The organism is Streptomyces glaucescens (assembly GCF_000761215.1).
GTDB classification, from domain to species: domain Bacteria; phylum Actinomycetota; class Actinomycetes; order Streptomycetales; family Streptomycetaceae; genus Streptomyces; species Streptomyces glaucescens_B.
The window spans coordinates 6,859,346-6,883,079 of sequence record NZ_CP009438.1 but is presented as its reverse complement, the minus strand read 5'-3'; the positions used below and the strand labels follow the sequence as shown (position 1 = coordinate 6,883,079).

Here is a 23,734-nt window from a genome sequence, read left to right as displayed (position 1 = left end):
GGACCGGGGCGTGCGCCCCGGGCCGGGCTGAACGGGCCCGGCTCCCGGCACGTATGCGAAGGGGGGCACTCGACTGCCGGAGGCCCCCGCGGTGCGGGCACCGCGCGTTCGGGGTTCGGGAGCCATGCATGAGGCACGTACGACGACGGATCGTCCGGCGAGCGGCACGGCTGGCGGCCGTCGGCGGCCTGCTGCTCGGGACGACGATGGTCACCCAGGCGGTGGCGAGCCCGCCGCCGGATCCGGTGCCGGCCGACGGCGCGGAGCTGGTACGGCGGCTCGGGGCCGAGCGCACCGCGGGAAGCTGGATCGGTGCCGACGGGCGGCCGGTGGTCGCGGTCACCGACCGGGGCACGGCCGCCGAGGTGCGCCGGGCGGGCGCCACGCCGAAGGTCGTGCGGCACAGCCTGAGCGAGCTGAGGTCGGCCACCGCGACACTGCGGGCGGCCCCGCGGGTGGCCGGCACGGCCTGGGCGGTGGACTACCGGCACAACGAGGTGGTGGTCCGCGCCGACCGCACCGTCTCCGCCACCGACTGGGCCGCCCTGGCCGAAGTCGCCGAGGGCATCGGCGGACACGTCCGGATGGAGCGCTCCGCGGGCACCTTCACCACCCGGCTGAACGGGGCGCAGCCCATTCTGTCGACGAGCGGGCGCTGTTCGACAGGGTTCAACGTGACCGACGGGCGGCGTGAGTTCATCCTCACCGCCGGGCACTGCGGGCCCACCGGGTCCGTCTGGTTCGCCGACGGCCAGGGCACGCGGCAGGTGGGCCGCACGGTCGCCGGGAGCTTCCCGGGCAACGACTACTCGCTGGTGCGGTACGCCGGGGGCCGGGCGGGCGAGGGTGCCGACGTGGTGGCGGTCGGCGACGGGAAGGGCGTGCGGATCACCGGGGCGGCCGATCCGGCCGTCGGGCAGCGGGTGTTCCGCAGCGGCAGCACCACCGGGCTGCGCGACGGGCGGGTGACCGCGCTGGACGCGACGGTGAACTATCCGGAGGGCACGGTCACGGGACTGATCGAGACGGATGTCTGCGCGGAGCCGGGCGACAGCGGCGGGCCGCTGTTCGCGGCGGGGATCGCGCTGGGCGTGACCTCGGGCGGCAGCGGCGACTGCCGTACCGGCGGGACGACCTTCTTCCAGCCGGTGACGGCGGCCATGGAGTCGCTCGGGGTGCGGCTGATCACCGCGACGGGTGCGGCCGCGCCGGGACCGGGTTCCTCGGCGACGCAGAGCGCGATCGCGCCCGGTGCGCCGGCAGCGGCGGCGGGCGGCACGGGGACGCCGTCCCTGTACGCACGGCTGACGGACCCGCGGAACACGGGTCCGGGGCTGCTGGTCGTGGCGGGCAGTCTGGTCGCGCTGGTGGCCACGCGGTGGATCCGCACGGAGCAGGACCGCAGGGCCTACCAGCGCCAGTACTCGGCGAGCTGGGGCTGACCGAGGATCGGGGGGTCAGGCGGCCGAGGTGCGGTCGGCCCACTCCATCACGAGCCGCTGGTATTCCTCGCGCTGCTCGGTGTTCAGTGTCCCGCCCGACCGGAGCCACAGGGCCCGGATCTCCTCGTTGACCTCCGCGGCCGATCGCTCGGAAACGGTTTCAACACTGGTGGACATACTGTGAAGCATACGGCGCCCGAGGTGAAGGCCGTGTGAGTGAACGGGAGCGAAGCGGACATATCGGACCGTGTCGCTGATCACTCCCATTCCCCCGCTCGCCGGCGGCGGTTCCCCTGCGAGGCAGGGCTCCCCGCCACGGCGATGTCAGGTGCCCGGCTTGCGGCCGTAGACGTAGACGTCGTCGCCCTTCTTCAGCAGCGACCAGTACTGCTTGGCGTGCGTCTTGGTCATGTTGACGCAGCCGTGGGAGCCCGGCGGGTTCCACATGCTGACGCCGACGGAGTGGAACGCCTGGCCGCCGTCGAAGAACTGGGCGTAGGGCATCGGCACGTCGTAGATGGAGGAGACGTGGTCGATGTTGCGCCAGTACACCTTCTTCAGGCCGGTGCGGGTCTCGTAGCCGTCACGGCCGGTGCGGACCGGGACCGGACCGTAGACGAGCTTGCTGCCGTCCTGGATCCAGCTCAGCTGGAGCGTCAGGTTCACGCAGGCGATGCGGCCCTTGTTCACCGGGCACTTGCCGTCCTTGTTCGGCTTGTTCCCCACGGCCTTCTGCTTCAGCATGAGGTCCATCACACCCCAGGTGACGGGCCCCGCGTAGCCGGCGTTCGGCTGGATGCCGTGCTTGGTCTGGAAGGCCTGGATGGCCTTGCAGTCCGCGGCGGACTGCCGCCCGTCGACCGGCCGGCCGAGGAACTTCTCCACCTGCTTCTGGTACGGACCGGTCTGCGTGGTACAGCTCGCGGCCTGCGCCGACCCGGCGCCGAGTACGAGTGTGAGCGGTGCCATCAGCGCGGTGGCACCCAGGACGACGGTGGCCCGTCTGGTTTTGTCCCCCATGTCCAGCCTTGCCCTTTCATTGCGGTGGATGTCTCAGACCTAGACGTCTGCCACGCCCAAGTGGTTGTACGAGTGCGGAGGAATGTGAGACGGCTCATGGCGCGCCTCCGCGGCTCACCGGCGCGACGTCGCGGGCTCGCCCGTCTCCTCGCCCGGCAGCGCGCGGCGTCCGCGGACCGGGGAGAGCAGCACCGGGAGGAAGGCCACCGTCAGGAGGGCGGCGCCGGTCCACAGGGTGGTGCGCACCCCAGCCAGCTCGCCGAGCAGACCGGACAGGGCCGCGCCGATCGCGAGGGCACCGGTCAGCATGCAGCGGAAGGTGGCGTTCATCCGGCCGAGCAGGGTGTCGGGCGTCATCCCCTGGCGCAGGCTGACCCCGAGGACGTTGTCCATGCCGGTCTTGAACATCGCCACCGCCCAGCCCGCCCCGGCCAGCCACAGCCAGGGCCCGCGGCCGATGAGCGGGACGAGGAGGGCGGCGGGCGCCAGGAGCGGGCCGGCCAGCGCGAGGGTGGGGCCGAGCCCGAGGCGGGTGGCGAGCGGGCGGGCGCAGCGGGCGCCGAGCAGCAGACCGAGGCCGCCCGCGGCCCAGTACAGGCCGAGGACGCTCGCCGAGAGGTGCAGTTCCCGCACGAACAGCACGGGCAGCATGGTGTTCACGATCTGCGACCCGAGGTTGGTGAGCGAGGCGGTGAGCGCGAGGGCGCGCAGTTCGGAGTTGCCGAGGACGTGGCGCAGCCCCTCGGCGATCTGGGCGGCCAGGCCGGTGCGGGCCGCGGGGGGCCGTGGATCGGTGCCGCCGCGCAGGGCGACGAGCTGGAGGGCGGAGGCGAAGTGGGCCACGGCCGTGCAGAGCACGGCGACGGGGGCGGTGAACAACTGGACGAGGGCGCCGCCCAGACCGCGCCCGGCGACGTTGCCGGCCGCCTGGAGGCTGACGACGGCGGCGTTCGCCCCCACCAGGGCGTCACGGCCGACCAGTTGGGGCAGCACGCTCTGCGAGCCGACGTCGAAGAAGACCGTGGCGCAGCCGGTGAGCAGCACCACCGTGTAGAGCTGGCCGAGGGTGAGCGCGTCGAGCCACCAGGCCAGGGGCACGGAGACGAACAGCAGGGAGCGGGCGAGGTCGGCTCCGATCAGCACCCGCCGGTGCCGCATCCGGTCCACCCACGCCCCGGCCGGCAGCCCGATCAGCAGGAACGCCAGGGTGCTGAGGGTGGCGAGGGCGCCGACCTGCCCGGGACCCGCGTCCAGCGCGGCCACCGCGACCAGGGGCACGGCGACGTAGCCGACGTTGGTGCCCAGCTGGCTGAGGGTGGTGGCGGCGAAGAGGGTGCGGAAGTCACGGGCCCGCCAGGGGGAGGCGGGCGGTGCCGGGGCGGGCGGCTTCGGGGCGGTCTGCGGGTCGCTGTGCACAGGAGAACGGTGCCCGAGGGCGATCGGGAAGGACAAGCGAGGAGATCTACAGGGATCTTTAAGTGGCACTACGTCAATTCTCTTGCGGATAGCGTGCGTCCATGTCCGCGTTCATACAGCAATTGCCCGCTCTGCTCGGTGTGGTGATCGGTGCTCTCGGTTCCTATCTGGTGGTCATGCGGGGTGAGCAGGTCCGGTTCCGCCGGGAGCAGGCGGCCCGCTGGGAGGAGCGCCGGCTCGCGGCGTACGCGGACTACGCGCGCCAGCTGAAGAAGACCATCACCCTCACGTACCGGGTGGCGTCGCACCTCGGCAACGACCCGCATCCGCACCCCCTCTCCCCCGAGGCCGCGGAGCCGCTGCTGGCCGAGGCGGCGGACGCCCGCGACCCGGCCGGGGAGGCGCTGCTCCTGCTGGGCAGCCGCGAGGTGGTGGACACCGCGCGGGCCTGGGTGCTCGCGGTGCTGGAGATGGAGGCGTTCCTGCGGGCGGGAACGCGCGACGCCGGGGCCTGGCAGCGGTTGCTGGAGGGGCAGCGGGCGGCGCGGGAGCGGTACTACGCGGCGGTGCGCGCCGACCTGGCGCTGCCGCCGGGGCACTCGGCGCGCTGGCCGCTGCCGCCGCCGGCGGCGGACGCCGGTGGTCAGCGGTAGCCGGTGGTGTCCGCGGGCCTGCCCGGGTCCTGGACCTCGACGAGGTAGCGCCAGGCGTCGGGGCGGCTGCCGTCGAGGTCGGTGAAGCCGTACTCCCGGGCCAGGCCGCCGCTGGAGAGGGAGGCGCCGTTGTGGCGGGCCACGTCGGGGTCCGCGGCGAGCGCGGCGACGGCACGGCCGACGTAGCGCGGGGTCTCCGAGATGGCGAAGTGCGGGACCTTGTCGAGGGCGTCGCGCCAGTTGTCCTCGCGCACCCCGAAGTGTTCCAGCATGATCTCCGAGCGCAGCCAGCCCGGGGTGAGGGCGACGGCGGTGGCGCCGCGCGGGCCGAGTTCGTGACCGAGGGAGAACGCCATGCGCAGGACGGCCGTCTTGGCGAGGTCGTAGAAGAACGAGTTGCGGTAGTGGTCGCGGTTGTAGTCGGCGGTGCCGTCCGTCATCTCGACCACCAGGCCACCGGGGTGGCGCAGCAGCAGCGGCAGGGCGTGGTGGCTGGTGATGGCGTGGGTCTCCACCGCGAGCCTGAGCAGCCGCAGCCCGTTGCCGAGGTCGTGCTCCCAGACCGGGGTCTCCCACTCGAACAGGTGCTCGCCGCCCCAGATGTCGTTGACGAGGACGTCGAGGCGGCCCCGCTCGCGGTCGATGCGCTCGACGAGGGCGCGGACCTGGGCGGGGTCGAGGTGGTCGGTGGGTACGGCGATGCCCGTGCCGCCCGCCTCGGTGACCAGGCCGGCGGTCTCCTCGATGGTCTCGGGACGGTCGTACTCGGAGCGCCGGGCGCGGGTGCTGCGCCCGGTGACGTACACCGTGGCGCCGGCCGCCCCCAGCTCCACGGCGATGCCCCGCCCGGCTCCCCGGGTCGCCCCGGCGACGAGTGCGATGGTGCCCTCCAAGGGCTGTTCCGGCATGTCCGGCCTCCTCCTCGTGTGCGCGGTCGGTACGAGGCTGCCGTGGAAGCCGGACATCTCCTGTCTTCTTTTCGCGACGGGTTCCCGTGTCGCGCGCCGCTCAGTGGCCCCGCGCGATCCACTCCTCCAGATGCGGTGCCTCGGCCCCGATGGTGGTGGAGTCCCCGTGTCCGGTGAGGACCCTCGTCTCCGGCGGGAGGGTGAACAGCCGGTCGCGGATCGAGTCGACGAGGGTCGGGAAGTGCGAGAAGGAGCGGCCGGTGGCACCGGGGCCGCCCTGGAAGAGGGTGTCGCCGGTGAAGACGGCACCGAGGCCGGGGTCGTGCAGGCAGACCGCGCCGGGCGCGTGCCCGGGGGTGTGCAGCACGGTCAGGTCGGCGCCCGCGGCCTCGATCACCAGGCCGTCGCGCAGCCAGGCGTCGGGTTCCCGGTCCGGGTGGGTCTGCCTCCACAGCGGCAGGTCGTCGCGGTGCAGCCAGATGACGGCGCCGGTGCGGTCGGCGAGGGCCGGCGCGGCACCGATGTGGTCGTTGTGGGCGTGGGTGCACACGATGGCGGTGAGACGGCGGTCACCGACGGCCTCGGCGATGGCGTCGGCGTCGTGGGCGGCGTCGATGACGACGACCTCATGGTCGTCGCCGACCAGCCAGACGTTGTTGTCGACGTCCCAGGTGCCGCCGTCGAGGCTGAACTGCCCGGAGGTGACCAGGCGTTCGATGCGGGCGGTCGTCACAGCACCACCACCGAGCGCAGTACGTCACCCTGGTGCATCCGCTCGAACGCCTTCTCCACCTCGTCGAGCGCGATCGTCTCGGTGACGAACGCGCCGAGGTCGAGGCGCCCCTGCAGATGCAGGTCGATGAGCATCGGGAAGTCCCGGGAGGGCAGACAGTCGCCGTACCACGAGGACTTCAGCGCGCCACCGCGGCCGAAGACGTCGAGGAGCGGGAGTTCGAGCTTCATCTCCGGGGTGGGCACGCCGACGAGGACGACGGTGCCGGCCAGGTCGCGGGCGTAGAAGGCCTGGTGGTAGGTCTCCGGGCGGCCGACCGCCTCGATGACGACGTCGGCGCCGAAACCGCCGGTCAGCTCGCGGATCGCTGCCACCGGGTCGGTCTGACGGGAGTTGACGGTGTGGGTGGCGCCCATGGTGCGGGCGGTGGCGAGCTTGCGGTCGTCGATGTCGACGGCGATGATCCTCGCCGCGCCGGCCAGCCGCGATCCGGCGATGGCGGCGTCGCCGACACCGCCGCAGCCGATGACGGCGACCGTGTCGCCCCGGCCCACGTCGCCGGTGTTGATCGCGGCACCGATGCCCGCCATCACCCCGCACCCCAGCAGTCCGGCCACCTCGGGGGCGACGGCGGGGTCCACCTTGGTGCACTGCCCGGCCGCGACGAGCGTCTTCTCGGCGAAGGCGCCGATGCCGAGGGCCGGGGACAGTTCCCGCCCGGTGCCGGCGAGCGTCATCTTCTGCCGGGCGTTGTGGGTGTCGAAGCAGTACCAGGGGCGTCCGCGCCGACAGGCCCGGCACCGTCCGCACACGGCGCGCCAGTTCAGGACGACGAAGTCGCCGGGCGCCACCTCGGTGACGCCGTCGCCGACCGCCTCGACCACGCCCGCGGCCTCGTGGCCGAGCAGGAAGGGGAACTCGTCGGTGATGCCGCCCTGCTTGTAGTGCAGGTCGGTGTGGCAGACCCCGCAGGCCTGGACGCGGACCACGGCCTCGCCCGGCCCCGGATCGGGTACGACGATCGTCTCCACCCGCACCGGCTCGTTCCTGCCCGGTGCGATCACGCCGCGCACTTCCTGCGCCATGATGCTGTTCCCTTTCTTTCGGCGGGTCCGTCCCGCTGCCGACCCTATGGCCGACCGATCGGTCAGGGCACGGGTGACAGGCGGGCAGGGCACTTTCCGGCCAGGCCGGCCCCGGTGGCCGCCCCCTTCGGCCGAGGGGCGCGCTCCCCGGGAAAACGGGGACGCCCCGGCGCGCCGGCCGTCGTAGCCTGAACGCTCCGTCGGCACCGGACGCCATCGGCGAAGGAGCACCCTTGACCCGCGCAGACACCCCCACCGGCCCTCCCCCGTGGCGGCTGCTTCTCGGCTACGTCCGACCGCATCGCTGGGCCCTGCTGGCCGGCGCGGTGCTCTCGCTGGTGACCGGAGCCACGGGCCTCGCGCTGCCCCTGGTGGCGCGGGAGCTGATCGACGACCTCTCCCACGACCGGGCCATCGGGCGCGCCCTGCTGCTCATGACGGCCCTGGTCGTCGCCAACGCGGCGCTGGGCGCGGTCGGTTCCTACGTACTGCGGCGCACCGCCGAGTCCGTGGTGCTCGGCGCCCGGCGCGCCCTGTCGTCGTACCTGCTGCGGCTGCGCGTGGCAGCCGTCGACCGCAGTGAGCCCGGCGACCTGATGGCCCGGATCACCTCGGACACCACCCTGCTGCGCGAGGTCACCACCGACTCCCTGGTCGGCCTGGGCACCGGCGGGCTCACCCTGGTGGCGACGGTGGTGATGATGGGGCTGGTCGATCCGGTGCTGCTCGGGGTCACCATGGCCGTGGTGTTCGGCGCGGGCACCGTGCTCGGGGTGATCGTGCCGCGCATCAACCGGGCCAGCCGGCAGGCGCAGGACGCGGTCGGCGCGATGGGTGCCTCGCTGGAGCGGGTGCTGGGCGCGCTGCGCACGGTCAAGGCGTCCGGTGCCGAGCAGCGCGAGGAGCGGACGCTGCACGCCGCCGCCGAGGAGTCCTGGCGGCAGAGCGTGCGCGCCGCCAAGTGGTCGGCCGCCGCGGGAAACACCGCCGGGCTGGCGATGCAGGTCGCCTTCATCACGGTGCTGGCCGTGGGCGGCGCCCGGGTGGCGACCGGAGCGATCGACGTCGGCACGCTGGTCGCGTTCCTGCTGTACGTCTTCTACCTGATGTCGCCGATCCAGTCGGTCGTCGGCGCGATCACCCAGTACCAGACCGGTGCCGCGGCGCTCGGCCGGATCCAGGAGGCGCTGCGGCTGCCGGCCGAGCCGCGGTCCCCGGCCGCCGGGCTGCCGGCCGACGGCGCCGAGCCGGCCGCCCTCGCCTTCACCGGCGTCCGCTTCCGTTACGCCGACGATCTGCCCTACGTCCACCACGGGGTGACGTTCGCCGTGCCGCCGCGCGGCATGACCGCCTTCGTCGGCCCGTCGGGGGCGGGCAAGACCACCGTCTTCTCGCTGATCGAGCGGTTCTACGACCCCGAGTCGGGCACGATCACGCTGGACGGCCGGGATCTCGCCGACTGGGACCTGGCCCGGCTGCGGTCCGCGATCGGCTACGTCGAGCAGGACGCCCCGGTGCTGTCCGGCTCGCTGCGCGACAACCTGCTGCTGGGCAATCCGGAGACGGACGAGGACACGATCACACGGGTGGTGAAGACGACCCGCCTGGACGGGCTGGTGGCCCGGCTGCCGGACGGCCTGGACACCCTGGTGGGGCATCGCGGCACCAAGCTGTCCGGCGGGGAACGCCAGCGGGTGGCGATCGCCCGGGCGCTGCTGCGGCGGCCCCGGCTGCTGCTCCTGGACGAGGCGACCTCGCAGCTCGACGCGGTCAACGAGGCGGCGCTGCGGGACACGGTCGCCGACGTCGCCCGGACGACCACCGTGCTGGTGGTCGCGCACCGGCTGTCGACGGTGACGATGGCCGACCGGATCGTGGTGATGGACGCGGGCCGGGTCCGCGCGGTGGGCACGCACCGCGAACTCGTGGCCGCCGACCCGCTGTACGCGGAGCTGGCGGCCACGCAGTTCCTCGCCGCGGCGGACTGACACCCGGCAGGGCGGCGCCGGCCGGGCTTGCCGGGGCCGACGGCGCGGAGGAGTCTCGTAGGAGAGGCCCTTCGCGGTCCGCCGTCCAGCCGGACCGCACCCCTCGCGAGGAGGTCACGATGGGCACTGCGGCCACCCCCGCCTTCGACACCGACACACTGCGCCGGGGCATCGAAGGACACAACTCGGCGACCCTGATGTCGCTCTACGCGGACGACGCGCAGCTGCGGGTCGTCGACCGCAACACCCAGCCGAGCCGTCCGCGGGTACTGCACGGCCGGGACGAGATCGGCCGACTGCTCGACGACGTGTACGGCCGGGACATGGCGCACAAACTGGAGGACTGCGTCGTCCAGGGCGACCGGGCGGCGTTCAGCGAGTCCTGCGAATACCCCGACGGGGTGCGGGTGCTCGCCGAGTCGATGCTCACCCTGCGCGACGGGAAGATCGTCGAGCAGACCATGATCCAGGCCTGGGACGAGTAGCCGGACGCGGGCGCCGGGCCGGGCGCGGGCCCCGGGGCGGTCTCCGTTAGGCTGGCCCGGGGCCGTGACTGGCGCTGAGGTGGAGTACCACCGGGGAGCGGTCCACGCAGAGTCGATGCCGCGCGCCTGGGCGATCCGGTCGATCGACCCAGGAGTGGAACATGTCCCAGGCCCGGCTCATGGACGGCACCGCGCTCGCCGCGCGCATCGTCGAGGAGACCGCGAAGCGCGCGGCCGTCCTCACCGGCCGCACCGGCACGGCCCCCTGTCTGGCGACGGTGCTGGTGGGCGAGGACCCGGCGTCCGTCACCTACGTCAAGATGAAGCAGAACCGGTGCCGCAGGGCCGGCATCACCTCCCGGCACGTGGCCCTGCCCGCCGCCACGACCACCGGGGACCTGGTCGCCACCCTGCGCGAGCTGTCCGCCGACCCCGGCGTGCACGGCATCCTGCTCCAGCACCCGATGGGCGACCACATCGACGAGCGGGCCGCCTTCGAGGCGATCGCGCCGGAGAAGGACGTCGACGGCGTCACCTTCGCCTCCTTCGCCACGATGAGCTTCGGCCTGCCCGGCTTCGTGTCCTGCACGCCCGGCGGGATCATGCGGCTGCTGGACGAGTACGGCGTCGACCCGGCCGGGAAGCGGGCCGTCGTGGTGGGCCGCAGCGCGATCCTCGGCAAGCCGGCGGGGATGCTGCTGCTCGCCCGGGACGCCACCGTCACCTACTGCCACTCGCGCACCCGGGATCTGTCGGCGGCCGTGCGGGAGGCGGACATCGTGGTCGCCGCGGTCGGGCGGCCCCGGCTGATCCGCGGCCAGGACCTCAAGCCGGGCGCGGTCGTGGTCGATGCCGGGTACAACGCGGGCAACGTGGGCGACGTCGACTTCGACTCGGCCGTCGAACGGGCCTCGCTGATCACACCGGTGCCCGGCGGGGTCGGGCCGATGACCATCGCCACGCTCCTGGAGCAGACGGTCGACGCGGCGGAGCGGCAGCTCGCGGCGTGACGCGCCGGGCGGCCGGGGCCGCGCGGGGCCGCGCGGCCCGGCGCCGGGGACCGGGCGGCCGCCGCCGGGTCGGGGCCGGCACCCGGACACCTCGGCGTCACGCGACGCCGGACCCACGGCGCCGGACCCCAGGCGCCGACCCCCAGGGACGGGCTCGGGACCCAGCCGCCGGACACCTCGGCGTCACGCGACGCCGGACCCACGGCGCCGGACCCCAGGCGCCGACCCCCAGGAACGGGCTCGGGACCCAGCCCCCGGACACCTCGGCGTCACGCGACGCCGGATCTCAGGGGCCGGTCCCCGGGGCCCCGGTCCCCGGGAGGCCGGTCGGCCCCGCGCGTCACGGGGCTCGCTGCCGCCTCGGAACCCATGCGCGCAGCACCGCTCCCCCGGGCTCCGGCCCGGCCGAACCCGGGCCCCCACGCCCCGGTCCGCACCGCTCACCCGCACCCCGGACACCGGTCCCCCCGCACCCCGGCCCTACGGGTCACCCGGGCCCCGGCCGCTCCACCGCACCGCGGGTGACGCCGTCCACACGCGCTCGGTGATGCCGCGCACACACGGACGGTGGCCGGGCGGTCACGTGTTAGCGTCCGGCCGTGACTTCCCCGGCCCCGGACGCGGCACCCCCCGCCCCGCCCCTCGACCTGCTGGACCTCTTCGGCGAGGGGTTCGTCGCCGATCCGTACCCCTGGCTGGACGCACTGCGCGCCGAGGCGCCCGTGCACCACGACCCGCGGACCGGACTGTGGCTCGTCAGCCGGTACGCGGACATCCGCCGGGTGCTGCTCGACCCGGGCGCCTTCCGGCCCGACAACGCCCAGCACGCCGTCACCCCGCTGCCGGTCGGAGCACTGCGGGTGCTCGCCAGGGCCCGGTTCGGGCTTCCCCCCGCGCTGGCGAACAACGGCACACCCAGCCATCCCGGACTGCGCCGCCTGGTCAGCCGGTTCTTCGACGCCCGGCGCGTCGCCGCCGCCGTACCGGTGATCGAGCGGATCACCGACGAACTGCTCGAGGCGGCCGGTGCGCACCTCGACGCCTCGGGCGGCGGCGACCTGTTCACCTCGTTCGCCCAGGTACTGCCGTGCCGGGTGCTGATGGAACTGCTCGGCGTCGACGGCGTCCCCGCGGCAACCCTGATCCGCTGGAGCGACGCCTCACTGGAACTGTTCTGGGGCCGTCCCACGCCCGAGCGCCAGCTCGAACTGGCTCCCCTGGTGGCCGAGTTCCACCAGTGGCTGACCCGGACCGTGCGCGCCGGCACGGCACCGCCCGGCTCGTTCGTCGCGGCCCTGGCCCGGCACCGGCTGCCCGACGGCGCCCCACTCGACGCCGAGACCGCGGTCGGCGCCTGCTTCTTCGTCTTCGTCGCCGGGCAGTCCACCACGGGCCAGCTCATCGCGACCGTGCTGCGCCGGGCACTGGCGGAGGACGGGCTGTGGCCGCGCCTCGCCGACGAGCCGGGCCTGGCCGAGGCGTGGGTCGAGGAGGTGCTCCGCCGTGAGCCGCCGGTGACGTCCTGGCGCCGGGTCACCGCGCGGCCGGTCATCCTCGGCGGGGTGGACCTGCCCGAAGGCGCTCAGCTGCTCCTGATGCTGATGGGCAGCGGCTCGGACCCGGAGGTCTTCAGCGCGCCCGAACGGATGTGCCCCCACCGGGCGAACATACGGCAGCACCTGGCCTTCGGCGTCGGCCGCCACCGCTGCCCGGGGGCCTCCCTGGCGCGCACGGAGGCGGCGGTGGCGCTGCGCCGGGCGGCACGGCGGCTGCCCCGCATCCGGCCGGCCGAGGACGGGGATCCCCCGATGCTGGGCCTGCTGTCCTTCCGGGCGCCCCTGCGGGTGGCGGTCGAACAGCGGTAGCACCCGTTCCCGCGTCTCGCGCCCCTCCGACGGCCTCCCGCGGCGCGGGCCCGGGCGTCATACTGGCGGTGTGCGGGTGGCGATCATGACGGCGGGTTCCCGGGGCGACGTGGCCCCCTTCACCGGGCTCGGGCAGGCGCTGGTGCGGGCCGGGCACGAGGTGACGCTGGTGACCCATGGCCGTTTCGCACCGCTGGTGACGGGCTCGGGGGTCGGGTTCCACGCGCTCGCGGTGGATCCCCGGGCCGAGTTGCTCCAGACGCCGCGCGGGCAGGGAATGAGCCGCAGCACGAGCGCGGTGGGCAAGATGGTGCGCTTGGCGGAGATGGCACGGGCGGCCGCCGCGCGGATGACCGACGGCCTGCTCGCGGCGGCGGAGGACCGCGAGGTGCTGCTGCTGTCCGGTTCGCTGGTGCCCCTCGGGCACGGCATCGCCGAGGGGCTGCGGCTGCCGAGCATCGGCCTGCACCTGCAACCGCTGGATCCCACACGGGAGTTCGCGCCGTCGGTGCTGGGCGCCCGGTCCTGGGGGGCCGTCGGCAACCGGCTCGCCGGCCACGGCATGGGCCTGGCGATGGAGCAGGTGCTGTCGACCGCCGTCCTGGAGGTGCGTGACCGGCTGGGGCTGCCGCGGCAGCGGCCGTGGGCCGCCTGGCGGGCCCGGGAGCGCGCGGACTGGCCGGTGCTGCACGGCTTCAGCCCCCTCGTGGTGCCCCGGCCGCGTGACTGGCGGCCCGGCCTGGAGGTGACCGGGTACTGGTGGCCGTACGACCGCGATCCGGGCCTGCCGCCCGAGCTGCGGGACTTCCTCGACACGGGCCCGGCGCCCGTCTTCGTGGGCCTCGGCAGCGCCACCGTTCCGCACCCCGAGCGGCTGAGCGCGGAACTCGTGCGGGCGCTGCGCCGGGCCGGGCTGCGCGGGGTGTTCCAGCGGGGCTGGGGCGGGCTGGCGGCCGACGGGGACGACATGCTGACCGTCGGGGAGGTACCGCACTCGGTGCTCTTCCCGCGGATGGCCGCCGTGGTGCACCACGCGGGTGCGGGCACGACCGCGGCCGGGGTGCGCGCCGGGGTGCCCGCCGTGCCGGTGCCCGTGCAGTTCGACGCGGGGTTCTGGGCGGCCCGGCTGGTCGCCCTGGGGGTCGCGCCCGGCGTGGTCCCGCTGCGCCGCCTGACCGCCGGGACCCTCGCCCCGGCCCTCGTAAGGGCGACCCGCGACCCGGCCTTCCGCGAGCGGGCCCGGACCCTGGCAGCGCGGGTGCGCGCGGAGGACGGCACGGCGGCGGTGGTGGAACGGGTGAACGCCTTGCGGGGCTGAGGCCTGTCGTTCGGATCATCCCGGCGGGCCGGTATCGCGCCCGGCCGTGTTGCCGCCAGTCCCCGGCGCTCCGTACCGGCGTCCGTCCCACCGGTCGTCCTCCCACTCCACCGGGCGCAGCAGGCCCAGGAGTTGCCGGACCAGTTCCGTGACCACCTCGTCCAGGGTGGCGTCCACCCAGCCGGCGCTCCAGTCGTGGAGGAGGCCGTTGACGCTGCCGATGAACGCGGCGGCGGGGAGCCGGTAGTCGCGGGGCGCGGCCTCGCCCCGGGCGACGGCCGCCTCCGCCTCGGCGCGGATGAGGTCGATCCAGCGGGCCCGCCGGGCCAGCCGCTGTTCCTCCAGGCGGGGACTGACCCCGACGATCTCCACGAAGGTGATGCGGATGCGGCGCGGGTCGGCGGTGACGTCGGCGGCGTAGGCGTGGAAGATCGCGGCCACCCGCTCGGCCAGCGGCAGTCCGGCGGCCTGGGCGACGGCGGCGCGGACGGCCTGCTCGGCCCAGTCGTTGACCTGGAGGTGGAGGGCGGCGAGGACGTCCTCCAGGGTGCGGAACTCCTCGTAGAACTGCCGGGTGGACAGTCCCGCGGCCTCGCAGAGCGCGGCGACGGTGGTGGCCCGGTAGCCGGGCCGGTCGCCAAAGAGCCGGAGTGCGGCGTCGAGGAAGCGGCGGCGCCGCTCGGCCTGCCGTTCCTCGGCGGACCGGCCGCCGTATCGCCCGGTGGGCGCTCTGAGCCTGCCTGTCACGTGCCTCCCCGTCCTCCACGGTCGGCCAATTTTGTCGTGTACGCGGTCTTGTGGAGAAGGGCGCCCCGTCCTTACTTTCCAGTAAGTCAGTCTGAACGCACTCGTTTTCAGATTCCTCCCGCCATCCCCACTCCCAGGAGGGAGCACTCATGCCTGCCCTCGGAACCCGACGGCTCGCCGCCGTCGCCGCCGCGCTCGTGCTCACCGTCACCGCCCCCGCGACCGCCGCCTCGGCGGCCCCGGACTCCCCCGCCGCGCTGCGGGAGGTGCTGTTCGTCGGCAACAACTGGGACGGCACCGCAGATGTCATCGAGTCGGGCGGGGACTTCACGCGGATCGGGCGGATCAACGTCGTCCCGGACAAGGAGCGGCGCATGGCGGAGATCAAGGCGGACCCGATCAGGTGGATCTACTTCATGGGCATCCGCAACAGCGTCGGCGAGGGGCACGACCAGTTCGTCGACGACATGTACGCCACCCCGGACGGCTCGGCCATGGTCGTCTCGCGTCCCAGCTTCGCCGACGTCGTCTCCCTCGACCTGGTGACCGGTGCGGTCAAGTGGCGCTTCCCGGTGTCGGGTTACCGCGCCGACCACATGGCGGTCTCCCCCGACGGCACCCGGGTCGCCGTCTCCGCCTCCACCTCCAGCACCGTGCACGTGCTGGACATCGAGACGGGCAGGCAGGTCGGCTCGTTCGCCACCGGGGACAAGCCGCACGAGAACGTGTTCAGCCGGGACGGCAGGTACCTGTGGAACATGTCCATCGGTGAGGTGAACAACGCCCTGGACGCGCCCTGGCTGGACTGGACGAAGGGCGACCGGCGGATCACCGTCGTCGACACCACCACGTTCCAGCAGGTCAAGGTGATCGACATGCGGCAGCGGCTCGACGCGATCGGCCTGAGGGACTACTCGGACGCCGTCCGCCCGGCCGCGTTCAGCCCGGACGAGTCGAAGCTGTACTTCCAGGTGTCGTTCTTCAACGGCTTCTTCGAGTACGACGTCGCCACCGACCGGATCACCCGGACGAAGACCCTGCCGAAGAACCCGGCGACCAGCGAGGACCGCACGACCTGGGTCAACGACTCCCGCCACCACGGCATCACGATGAAGCCGGACGGCACCAAGCTGTGTGTCGCGGGCACCATGGACGACTACGCGACCGTGGTGGACCGCACCACCCTCCAGGAGGGTCCCCTGGTCCCCGTCGCCAAGCCCTACTGGGCGACCGTCAGCGGCGACGGCAAGTCCTGTGTGGTGTCCGAGAGCGGCGCCGACCGGGTCACCGCCATCGACTTCGCGACCGGCGAGAAGACGGTGTCGGTCCCGGTCGGCGACCACCCCCAGCGGGTCCGGCTGGCGCGGGTGCCCGCGAACTGGACGGGCCCGTCGGCCGGCTGACGGCGACCCGTGCCCCGCGCCGTCCACACGGCCCGCGCCGTCGGCTCGGCGCGGGGCGCTTCCGCGGCGCGGCGACGCGGTGGCGTGGCGGCGTGGCGGACGGTCCCGGTGGCCCGCCGTCCGCCGCCGGCCCGAGGATCGACATGCCGCTGCCTGGGAAGGCGTCCGCGGACCGGCGTGTACGCCGGGGCGGTGGGCGGCCGCCGTACGCACGAGGAGCGGGCGCGGGGGCCGGTCGCGGCCGGGGGGCGGCGGGCGGGAGCCGGTCCGGTTGCGCTCGCCGATCGGGCCGGACCTCGGGGCGCGCACTCCCGAGGAGGTCGCCGTGCCGGTGGCGGGCGGAGATCGTCGCACCGCGCTGGGGCGGCGGCGGGGTGCCGCCGAGTGCCACGGCGGGGGCGGTGCACGCGGCGGGGCGGCGGCCCGGAGGCCGGTGGACGTCAGGTGGGCGTCCCAGGAGCGGGCGGCCGGACCGGGCCCGGGCGGCCGCACGCGGGCGCGGGGCCGCCCCGGTTCAGCGTGGCGGGAGCCGGTGCAGGGTGACGTCGGTGAGGCGGCCGCCGGTGACGGTGGCGGTCATGTACGTGCAGTGCGGCTGTCTGCGCCGGTCGGTGGGCGAGCCGGGGTTGAGCAGGCGCAGGCCGGTGGGGGCGGTGGTGTCCCACGGGATGTGGCTGTGCCCGAAGACCAGCACGTCCAGGTCGGGGAAGCGGGCGGCGCAGCGTGCCTCCCTGCCCTGTGCGGCGCCGGTCTCGTGCACGGCGCCGAACCGCAGGCCGCCCAGCTCGACGAGGGCCACCTCGGGGAGCCGGGCGCGCAGTTCCGGCCCGTCGTTGTTGCCGTACACGCCGACGAGCCGGCGGCACCGCCCCTCCAGCAGATCGAGGGTGGCGGTGTCGACCCAGTCCCCGGCGTGGAACACGACGTCCGCGTTCGGCAGTTCGGCGAGCAGCGGCGCGGGCAGCTCCCGGGCCCGCTTGGGCACGTGGGTGTCGGCCATCAGCAACAGGCGCACGGGTGCGGCGTGTGACGGTGACGTGGTTCGGTCCTCCCGTCGGTCAGTCGTCGCCCCTGATGATGTTCCACTCGGCGGTGTGCGTCAGCTCGGGTCCTTCGGGGTCCCCGACGGGCGGCAGGCAGGTGCGCAACGCGGGTTTCTCCCGCAGTCGGCGGGCCCTCGACCAGCCGGTCTCCGGGCGCCGGACGGGGGGTTTCTCACTGGCGGAGGCGGTCACGGCGAGCTCCTTTCGCTGTCTCCGCTCCCCCGGGTCCCCTGCGGCAGGCCGGGCAAACGGACGCGGGACGGCGTCAGGCGGGGCCCCCGCCGCCGAACGAGCCGCTGGAGCCGCTGTCCCAGCGCGGGCGGTGCTGGTCGCCGCTGGGGGTGCCGCCGGTCGGGCGGAGTTCGTGCGGGCCGAGCCGTTCGCCGCCGCCCATCTCGTGGGGCGCGCGCTGTTCCCGGGTCTCGTGGACCGGCCCGGACCCGGGGCGCGCCGGGCGCTTGCCCCGCCCCGGCCTGCGGGCCTCGCTGCGGCGGATCCGGATGCCGTACTGGACGGCGTAGATCAGCGCGGCGGTGATGAGGACGCCGCCGACGACGATGACGGCCATGCCCAGTGCGGATCCCGAGGCGGCCAGTGTGTACGCGGTGGTGTTCATGGACGTCGGGTACCCGCTGCCGCCCGGCGGATGGGTGCCGGCATCCCTCGGGCGCCCCGGACGGGCGGGGCCCGAGCGGGTGGAGCGGTCACCGCGGTCCTGGCGGGCGCCCGGGACCGGCGGTCGGGGGCTTCCGGTCAGCCATCGCCCCCGCCCCCGCCCTCGCCCTCGCCGGGACCTGGCCGGTACCCGGTGGGGCGGGCCGCGGGCCGGGCCTGCGCGGTGCGGGGCCCGTGGGGGCGGGGCGTCACGGCGCCGCACACGGCCCGGCCGCCACGCCGTCACGGCCCGGTCGCCACACCCCTCACGGCGGCCGGCCGAGGTCCGGCGCAGCGCCCGGACGCGCGGCCGGCACGCGCGGGAAAGGGCCGTCCGCCCGCACCCCGCGAGGTGCCGGCGGACGGCCCGGTGGACGTCCCCGCGGGCCGCTAGGTGTTGGGCCGGGCCACGCTGATGTCGCCGAGGGCGGACTCCGGGTCGCGTTCCATGGCCAGGTCGCCCAGGGAGACGATCCCCACGGGGTGGCCGTGGTCGACGACCGGGACCCGGCGTACCGCGTGCTCGCGCATCAGCTGCACGGCGTGGTCCAGTTCCTCGTCGGGCTCCAGCGTGAACAGGTCCTCGCTGCACGCCCCGGCGACCGTGGTCTGCTCCGGATCGCCGCCCTCGCAGATCGACCGGATGACCAGGTCACGGTCGGTGACCAGGCCGCGCAGAGTGTCGCCCTCGGTGACGAGCACCGCGCCGATGTCCTCGTCGCGCATGATCCGGGCGACCTGTGCGACGGAGGTCTGCGGCTCCACGGTGACCGGATCGGCGGTCATGATGTCGCGGACGTGCTGGGTCATGACGTACCTCCTTCTCGTCGTCCGTCGCCGCTCCGGGTACCCGGTGTCAGGGCTCCAGCACGATCTCGCTCCACACCTGTTTCCCGCCGCTGACGGGAACCGTCCCCCAGGACGCCGACATGGCCTCGACGAGCAGCAGGCCGCGGCCGCCGGTGGCCTCCCAGCCGATGCTGGTGGGTTTGACGGGCGTGCGGGGCGAGTTGTCGGCGACGGCGACCCGCATCCGGCCCCCGACGAGGGTGAGGTCGAGGCGGACCGGGCCGTCCGTGTGAACGAGGGCGTTGGTGACGAGTTCGGAGACGATCAGCAGGACGGCGTCCGCGTGCCGGGCGATGCCCCAGGCGCGCAGGGTGCGGTTGGTGAAGCGGCGGGCGTGCCGTACGGCCTCCGGGACCCGCCAGACCGTCCAGCTCTCCCGGCGCGGCCGCACGGCCATGCCGTCGTAGCGCATCAGCAGCAGCGCGATGTCGTCGCTGCGCCGGGCGCCGGTGAGCAGGGCGTCGGCGACCAGGCCGAGGTGCGCCGGGTCGGAGCCGGCGAGCCGGTGGGCGAGGCCGTCCACGCCCTGGTCGATGTCCGCGTCGGCGGACTCGACGAGGCCGTCGGTGGTGAGGGCGAGGAGCGCGCCGGGCCGCAGCCGCAGCGGGGTCATGGGGAAGTCGGCCTGGGCGACCACGCCCAGCGGCGGTCCGCCCTCCGCCTCGACCGCCCCGGTGGAGCCGTCGGGCTGGCGCAGCACCGGCGGCAGATGCCCGGCGCGGACGCACCAGGCGGTGCCCTCCTCCATGTCGACGTCCACGTACGCACAGGTCGCGAAGAGGTCGGTCTCCATGTCGACGAGGAGCCGGTTGGCGTGCGAGACGACCACGTCCGGCGGGTGCCCCTCCACGGCGTAGGCGCGCAGCGCGGTGCGCATCTGGCCCATCAGCGTCGCGGCGGCCGCACTGTGGCCCTGGACGTCGCCGATGACGAGGGCCACGTGGTGGTCGGGCAGCGGGATGACGTCGTACCAGTCGCCGCCCAGCTCGAGGCCGGCGGTGGCGGGCAGATAGCGGGCAACGGCGACCGCGCCGGGCAGTGCGGGCAGCCGGCGCGGCAGGAGCTGACGCTGGAGCATGCCGACGAGTTCGTGCTCGGCGTCGAAGGCGCGGGCCCGCATCAGGGCCTGTCCGGCGAGGCCGGCGGCGGCGGTGAGCAGGGCGCGCTCGTCGGGGCCGAAGTCGTGCGGGCTGTCCCAGCCGATCAGGCAGACGCCCGCCATCCGGCCGGCCGCGGGCAGCGGCAGCACGGCGAGGCCGCCGGGCCCGACCTCCGCCAGGGCGGGTTCCAGCGGGGTGCCGGCGGGCCAGATCTGGGCGCGGCCCTCGCGCAGGGCGGCGCCGAGGGTGGGCATGGCGCGCACGGGTGCGTCCGGCCACTCGGTGCGCCATTCCGTGCGCCACACCTCGGGCCAGTCCTCGGGGGCGGGCGGGTCGAGGACGGTGACGACGAGCCGGTCGTGCTCCAGTTCGGCGAGGGCGATCCGGTCCGCGCGCAGCGGCCGGCGCAGGGCGGTGACCACGGCCTGGCCGACGTCGCGGACGGTGCCGGCGGTGGCGAGGGCGGCGGCCAGCCGCTGGACGCGGGCGACGTCGGTGACGTCGGAGCGCAGTCCGGCGGCGTCGACGACGGTGCCGGCGAGCAGCGCGGGCTGTCCCTCGCCGCCCGGCAGGAGCCGGCCGCGCAGGCGCAGCCAGCGGGGCGGGCCGGCCGGCCGGAGCACCCGGAACTCCAGTTCCCGCTCCCCGACGGACATGTGGTCGGCTTCCACGACCGACATCAGGGAGGGCAGGTCCTCGGGGACGGTGAGTCCGAGCAGGGTCTCCACCCGGCCGTCGAAGTCGTCGCGGGTGAGGCCGAACAGGCGGAGGATGTCGTCGCCGACCTGGGCCCGGCCGCTGTCCATGGCGAGGGTGAACGCGTTCGGCGGGAGTTCGCCGCCCTCGGCACGGCCGGGCGGCGCGGGGCAGGAGACGGTGTCGGCGATCAGTTCGAGGGACTTGCGCTGGTCGGGGCCGAACCCGTGCTCGTCCTCGCTGACGGCCAGCAGGCAGGCGCCGACGGTGTGGGGCCGGGCGGGCAGCGCGGCCAGGTGGAACCGGGGCGAGGGGGTGCGGCGGCTCTCGGCGCGGGCGGCCAGCTCGGCGGGGCTCACCCAGACGGGGCGCCGGCCGCGGTGGGCGTCGGCGACCGCGGAGTGTCCGGTGCGCGGATAGCTGTCGCGCAGCCCGTACACGGTGCGGGGCACGCCGGCCGCGTCCACCAGGCACAGCAGGTCGCCGGACTCGTCGGGCGTGTACACGGCGGCGAAGGTGGCGCCCGCGAAGACCAGGGCCTGTTCGAGCACGCGGTGCAGCCGTTCGGGTGCGCTGCGGTCCTCCATGATCGCCCGCAGCGCGATCTCGGCGCGCGGCGTCGCCGTTCCGCGTCCCGCAGCGCCCTCACTCACCACGTCCGTATTACAGCGCTAATGGCGCGTCGGCGCAGCCCCTGTGAGCGTTCGGCGCAGCCGGGCAGGGCAGGCGGCACGTCGGCTCGCCGTGCGGCGTCGCGCCGGGCGTGGGCGGGGCGCAGCCGCGTCAGCGTTCGGCGCAGCCGGGCCAGGTCACGCGGGCGGTGCGTCGGCGCAGCCCCCGTCAGCGTTCGGCGGTACGGCATCGCGCCCGGCGGGGCGGCGCAGGCGGCGCGACGCCGCAGCCTCCGTCAGCGTTCGGCGCAGCCGGGCCAGGTCACGCGGGCGGCACGACACCGCAGCCCCCGTCAGCGTTCGGCGGTGCGGCATCGCGCCGAGCGCGGCGGCGCGTCGGCGCAGCCCCGTCAGCGTTCGGCGCGGCCGGGCGGCGCGCCCGGCTCGCCGTGCGCCGACGGTCCGGACGCGAGAGATTTGATGCCTGGGACCGCTCGCAGCGCCGCGAGGAGGTGGTCCGCGTGTCCGACGGGGAGCCGCCCGCGCAGGCACCGGCGGCCGGCCGGCACCCGGTCGGCGGTCCGCTGCTGTCCGTGGCGCTGGCCGCGATGATCGACGGGGTGCACGCCCACTCCGGTGCGGTGTACCTGCTCTCCCCCGACGGGCAGGTGCTGGAGATGGCGGTCGTGGCGGGACTGCCGCGCGCCTTCGCCGCGCCCTGGGAGCGGGTGGTGCTCGGCGCGCCCGTCCCGGTCTGCGACGCGGTGCGCGGACACCGGCTGATCTGGGTCGCCGACGAGGAGGAGATGGCCCGCCGCTACCCCCGCGTGTCCGTCGTGCTTCCCTACCCCTTCGCGCTCGCCGCGCTGCCGGTGGCGACCGGCGGCACGGTGTACGGGGCGGTCTTCGTCACCTGGCCCGGCACTCACGCCCCGCAGCTGTCCGACCGGGAGCGGGAGCAGCTGACGTCGGCCTGCGAGCGGCTGGCGCTGCGGCTGGAGCGGGCCGCGCGGGACGGCCGGCCGGTGCTTCCCGAACCGGATCTGCTCGCCGCGCCGCTCGTCGGGGGCCTGGCCGGAACCGCCGGCGCGGTCGAGGCGGCCCGGATGGTGTCCCGGCTGCCCTACGGACTGTGCTCGCTCGACCTGCACGGCCGGGTCGCCTTCGCCAACCCGGCCGCGGCCGAGCTGATCGGCGAGCGGGTCCCCCGGCTGGTGGGCCATCAACTGTGGGCGACCGTGCCGTGGCTGAACGACCCGGTGTACGAGGATCGCTACCGTGCCGCGCTGTTCAGCCAGCGCCCCACGTCGTTCGTGGCGCTGCGCCCGCCCGGCGACCGGCTGTCGTTCCGGCTGTACCCCAGCACCACGGGGCTCAGCGTGCGGATCACCCGGGCGGGGCCCGTGGCCGAGACGAGCGGGGCCGCGCCCCGGTCCGCGGACCGGCCCTCCCGGCTGGTGACCATCTCGCAGGTGCTGGCCCTCGCCGGCGCATTGACGGAGGCGGTCGGCGTGGAGGACGTGGTACAGCTCGTGGCCGACGAACTCGCCCCGGCCGTGGGCAGCAGGGCGGTGGTCGTGCTCGGTTCACGGGCGGGCCGGCTGCGCGTGCTCGGACACCGCGGCTACCCCGATCCGCGGGTGGTGGAGCGGTTCGACGGGACACCGCTCGGCGCGGCCACACCGGGCGCGCACGCGCTGACGACCGGGGTGCCGGCGTTCCTCGCGTCACGCGCGGAGCTGGAGCGGCTCTACCCGGCGCGGTCCGCGAGCCCCGACGGATTCGCGGCCTGGGCGTACCTGCCGCTGATCGCCTCCGGGCGCCCGGTGGGCACCTGTGTGTTCGCCTACGGCGAGCCGCACCCCTTCTCGACGGACGAGCGGGCGGTGCTGACCAGCGTGGCCGGACTCGTGGCGCTCGCCCTGGAACGGGCCCTGCTCTACGACGTCAAGCACCAGCTCGCGCACGGCCTCCAGGCCGCCCTGCTGCCGCCCTCCCTGCCGCCGCTCCCGGGCATCGACGCGGCGGCCCGCTACCTGCCCAGCACCCGGGGCATGGACATCGGCGGCGACTTCTACGACGCGGTGCCCGTGCCCGGCGGAGCGGCGGCCGTGATCGGCGACGTGCAGGGGCACAACGTGACCGCGGCCGGGCTGATGGGGCAGATCCGCACCGCGGTACGGGCCTACACCACCGTCGGGCAGACACCGCAGGAGGTGATGCGCAGCACCAACCGGCTGCTGATCGACCTCGGCGTGGAGCTGTTCGCGAGCTGCCTGTACCTGCGGCTCGAACCGGCCGACGGGCGGGCCGTGATGGCCCGGGCGGGGCATCCGCCGCCCCTGCTGAGACGGCCCGACGGGCGGGTGCGGGTGCTCGACCTCGCGGGCGGCCCGCTGCTCGGCATCGACGCGTCGGCCGGATACCCGGCGACCGGGGTCGACCTCGCGCCCGGTTCCGTCCTCGTCCTCTACACCGACGGACTCATCGAGTCCCCCGGCGTCGACATCGAGGACGCGCTCGCCTCCCTCGGCCACCGTCTCGGCGAGGCCGGCGAGCTTCCCCTGGACGAGCTGGCCGATGTCCTCGTCGGACAGGGCGGGAGTGCGGAGGAACGGGCGGACGACGTGGCGCTGCTGCTGTTGCGGGCCCGGCCGTGAGGGGTGCTCCGCGGGGCGGGGCGAGGGGGTGCGAAGGGGTGGTTCGTG

Annotated in this window: 21 protein-coding genes and 1 riboswitch; of the genes, 9 read left to right on the top strand and 12 right to left on the bottom strand. The window is 74.9% G+C overall.

Features of this window, described 5'->3' with window-relative positions:
* Window positions 1–128: 128 nt before the first annotated feature.
* Window positions 129–1,442, top strand: a complete 1,314-nt coding sequence (locus SGLAU_RS29775; protein WP_043505651.1) for a S1 family peptidase — start codon at window positions 129–131, stop codon at window positions 1,440–1,442.
* A gap of 15 nt (window positions 1,443–1,457) precedes the next feature.
* Here SGLAU_RS29775 and SGLAU_RS29770 read toward each other — a convergent pair whose 3' ends face one another.
* The 3 genes from SGLAU_RS29770 to SGLAU_RS29760 all read right to left on the bottom strand — a co-directional run bounded on the left by SGLAU_RS29770 (window position 1,458) and on the right by SGLAU_RS29760 (window position 3,878).
* Complete coding sequence (locus SGLAU_RS29770) at window positions 1,458–1,619, bottom strand: hypothetical protein (protein WP_162484290.1); 162 nt, start codon at window positions 1,617–1,619, stop codon at window positions 1,458–1,460.
* A gap of 147 nt (window positions 1,620–1,766) precedes the next feature.
* On the bottom strand, window positions 1,767–2,462 hold the full coding sequence (locus SGLAU_RS29765) for a L,D-transpeptidase family protein (protein ID WP_043505648.1): 696 nt from the start codon (window positions 2,460–2,462) through the stop codon (window positions 1,767–1,769).
* 114 nt (window positions 2,463–2,576) lie between these two features.
* The gene (locus SGLAU_RS29760) at window positions 2,577–3,878 is read right to left on the bottom strand and encodes an MFS transporter (RefSeq protein WP_052413953.1); all 1,302 of its coding nucleotides are present in this window, start codon (window positions 3,876–3,878) and stop codon (window positions 2,577–2,579) included.
* A 101-nt stretch (window positions 3,879–3,979) separates the two neighbouring features.
* On the opposite strand from SGLAU_RS29760, the gene SGLAU_RS29755 reads away from it, so the two are divergent.
* Window positions 3,980–4,531, top strand: a complete 552-nt coding sequence (locus SGLAU_RS29755; RefSeq protein ID WP_043505647.1) for a hypothetical protein — start codon at window positions 3,980–3,982, stop codon at window positions 4,529–4,531.
* Here the strand turns inward: SGLAU_RS29755 and SGLAU_RS29750 are convergent.
* The 3 genes from SGLAU_RS29750 to SGLAU_RS29740 all read right to left on the bottom strand — a co-directional run bounded on the left by SGLAU_RS29750 (window position 4,522) and on the right by SGLAU_RS29740 (window position 7,257).
* Window positions 4,522–5,439, bottom strand: a complete 918-nt coding sequence (locus SGLAU_RS29750; protein ID WP_043505646.1) for an SDR family oxidoreductase — start codon at window positions 5,437–5,439, stop codon at window positions 4,522–4,524. The genes SGLAU_RS29755 and SGLAU_RS29750 overlap by 10 nt on opposite strands.
* A 100-nt stretch (window positions 5,440–5,539) precedes the next feature.
* Entirely contained in the window at window positions 5,540–6,172 is a 633-nt protein-coding gene (locus SGLAU_RS29745; RefSeq protein WP_043505645.1) for an MBL fold metallo-hydrolase, read from the bottom strand.
* Entirely contained in the window at window positions 6,169–7,257 is a 1,089-nt protein-coding gene (locus tag SGLAU_RS29740; RefSeq protein WP_043505643.1) for an S-(hydroxymethyl)mycothiol dehydrogenase, read from the bottom strand. Before SGLAU_RS29740 ends, SGLAU_RS29745 begins: the two co-directional genes overlap by 4 nt.
* Window positions 7,258–7,490: 233 nt before the next feature.
* Between SGLAU_RS29740 and SGLAU_RS29735 the strand changes: the two genes are divergently transcribed.
* From SGLAU_RS29735 to SGLAU_RS29715, 5 genes are all read left to right on the top strand, one after another.
* Window positions 7,491–9,245 (top strand): ABC transporter ATP-binding protein, encoded by a 1,755-nt coding sequence (locus SGLAU_RS29735; protein WP_043505642.1) that lies wholly within the window; start codon window positions 7,491–7,493, stop codon window positions 9,243–9,245.
* Between the two features lie 119 nt (window positions 9,246–9,364).
* Window positions 9,365–9,730 carry a nuclear transport factor 2 family protein gene (locus tag SGLAU_RS29730; RefSeq protein WP_043505640.1) on the top strand — a complete coding sequence of 122 codons (366 nt, stop codon included), beginning with the start codon at window positions 9,365–9,367 and terminating at the stop codon, window positions 9,728–9,730.
* Between the two features lie 54 nt (window positions 9,731–9,784).
* Window positions 9,785–9,869: riboswitch (ZMP/ZTP riboswitch) on the top strand.
* Between the two features lie 22 nt (window positions 9,870–9,891).
* Entirely contained in the window at window positions 9,892–10,740 is an 849-nt protein-coding gene (locus SGLAU_RS29725) for a bifunctional 5,10-methylenetetrahydrofolate dehydrogenase/5,10-methenyltetrahydrofolate cyclohydrolase (protein ID WP_043505639.1), read from the top strand.
* Between the two features lie 599 nt (window positions 10,741–11,339).
* Window positions 11,340–12,605 (top strand): cytochrome P450, encoded by a 1,266-nt coding sequence (locus SGLAU_RS29720; RefSeq protein WP_244315281.1) that lies wholly within the window; start codon window positions 11,340–11,342, stop codon window positions 12,603–12,605.
* 85 nt (window positions 12,606–12,690) lie between these two features.
* Window positions 12,691–13,923, top strand: a complete 1,233-nt coding sequence (locus tag SGLAU_RS29715; protein WP_043507229.1) for a glycosyltransferase — start codon at window positions 12,691–12,693, stop codon at window positions 13,921–13,923.
* A 15-nt stretch (window positions 13,924–13,938) separates the two neighbouring features.
* Here the strand turns inward: SGLAU_RS29715 and SGLAU_RS29710 are convergent, their stop codons facing one another.
* Entirely contained in the window at window positions 13,939–14,670 is a 732-nt protein-coding gene (locus tag SGLAU_RS29710; RefSeq protein ID WP_078957958.1) for a TetR/AcrR family transcriptional regulator, read from the bottom strand.
* A 149-nt stretch (window positions 14,671–14,819) separates the two neighbouring features.
* Here SGLAU_RS29710 and SGLAU_RS29705 point away from each other — a divergent pair, with 149 nt between their 5' ends.
* Window positions 14,820–16,073, top strand: a complete 1,254-nt coding sequence (locus tag SGLAU_RS29705) for a YncE family protein (protein ID WP_043505638.1) — start codon at window positions 14,820–14,822, stop codon at window positions 16,071–16,073.
* 514 nt (window positions 16,074–16,587) lie between these two features.
* On the opposite strand, the gene SGLAU_RS29700 is transcribed toward SGLAU_RS29705, so the two are convergent.
* The 5 genes from SGLAU_RS29700 to SGLAU_RS29685 all read right to left on the bottom strand — a co-directional run bounded on the left by SGLAU_RS29700 (window position 16,588) and on the right by SGLAU_RS29685 (window position 21,071).
* Window positions 16,588–17,088 carry a metallophosphoesterase family protein gene (locus SGLAU_RS29700; RefSeq protein ID WP_043505637.1) on the bottom strand — a complete coding sequence of 167 codons (501 nt, stop codon included), beginning with the start codon at window positions 17,086–17,088 and terminating at the stop codon, window positions 16,588–16,590.
* Between the two features lie 43 nt (window positions 17,089–17,131).
* Entirely contained in the window at window positions 17,132–17,308 is a 177-nt protein-coding gene (locus SGLAU_RS35785) for a hypothetical protein (protein WP_099052873.1), read from the bottom strand.
* A gap of 73 nt (window positions 17,309–17,381) precedes the next feature.
* On the bottom strand, window positions 17,382–17,732 hold the full coding sequence (locus SGLAU_RS29695) for a DUF6479 family protein (RefSeq protein WP_052413952.1): 351 nt from the start codon (window positions 17,730–17,732) through the stop codon (window positions 17,382–17,384).
* Window positions 17,733–18,160: 428 nt separating this feature from the next.
* Window positions 18,161–18,580, bottom strand: a complete 420-nt coding sequence (locus tag SGLAU_RS29690) for a CBS domain-containing protein (RefSeq protein WP_043505636.1) — start codon at window positions 18,578–18,580, stop codon at window positions 18,161–18,163.
* A gap of 46 nt (window positions 18,581–18,626) precedes the next feature.
* Window positions 18,627–21,071: a SpoIIE family protein phosphatase gene (locus tag SGLAU_RS29685; RefSeq protein WP_078957957.1), complete on the bottom strand. Its 2,445-nt coding sequence runs from the start codon at window positions 21,069–21,071 to the stop codon at window positions 18,627–18,629.
* 467 nt (window positions 21,072–21,538) lie between these two features.
* On the opposite strand from SGLAU_RS29685, the gene SGLAU_RS29680 reads away from it, so the two are divergent.
* Window positions 21,539–23,686, top strand: a complete 2,148-nt coding sequence (locus SGLAU_RS29680) for a PP2C family protein-serine/threonine phosphatase (protein WP_043505633.1) — start codon at window positions 21,539–21,541, stop codon at window positions 23,684–23,686.
* The last annotated feature ends 48 nt before the right edge of the window (window positions 23,687–23,734 follow it).

Coding starts and splice junctions, on each gene's coding strand:
- SGLAU_RS29695 (WP_052413952.1), bottom strand. CDS start 17,732: ATGAACACCACCGCGTACACACTGGCCGCCTCGGGATCCGCACTGGGC.
- SGLAU_RS29715 (WP_043507229.1), top strand. CDS start 12,691: ATGACGGCGGGTTCCCGGGGCGACGTGGCCCCCTTCACCGGGCTCGGG.
- SGLAU_RS29730 (WP_043505640.1), top strand. CDS start 9,365: ATGGGCACTGCGGCCACCCCCGCCTTCGACACCGACACACTGCGCCGG.
- SGLAU_RS29765 (WP_043505648.1), bottom strand. CDS start 2,462: ATGGGGGACAAAACCAGACGGGCCACCGTCGTCCTGGGTGCCACCGCG.
- SGLAU_RS29755 (WP_043505647.1), top strand. CDS start 3,980: ATGTCCGCGTTCATACAGCAATTGCCCGCTCTGCTCGGTGTGGTGATC.
- SGLAU_RS29775 (WP_043505651.1), top strand. CDS start 129: ATGAGGCACGTACGACGACGGATCGTCCGGCGAGCGGCACGGCTGGCG.
- SGLAU_RS29690 (WP_043505636.1), bottom strand. CDS start 18,580: ATGACCCAGCACGTCCGCGACATCATGACCGCCGATCCGGTCACCGTG.
- SGLAU_RS29705 (WP_043505638.1), top strand. CDS start 14,820: ATGCCTGCCCTCGGAACCCGACGGCTCGCCGCCGTCGCCGCCGCGCTC.
- SGLAU_RS29740 (WP_043505643.1), bottom strand. CDS start 7,257: ATGGCGCAGGAAGTGCGCGGCGTGATCGCACCGGGCAGGAACGAGCCG.
- SGLAU_RS29725 (WP_043505639.1), top strand. CDS start 9,892: ATGTCCCAGGCCCGGCTCATGGACGGCACCGCGCTCGCCGCGCGCATC.
- SGLAU_RS29750 (WP_043505646.1), bottom strand. CDS start 5,439: ATGCCGGAACAGCCCTTGGAGGGCACCATCGCACTCGTCGCCGGGGCG.
- SGLAU_RS29770 (WP_162484290.1), bottom strand. CDS start 1,619: ATGTCCACCAGTGTTGAAACCGTTTCCGAGCGATCGGCCGCGGAGGTC.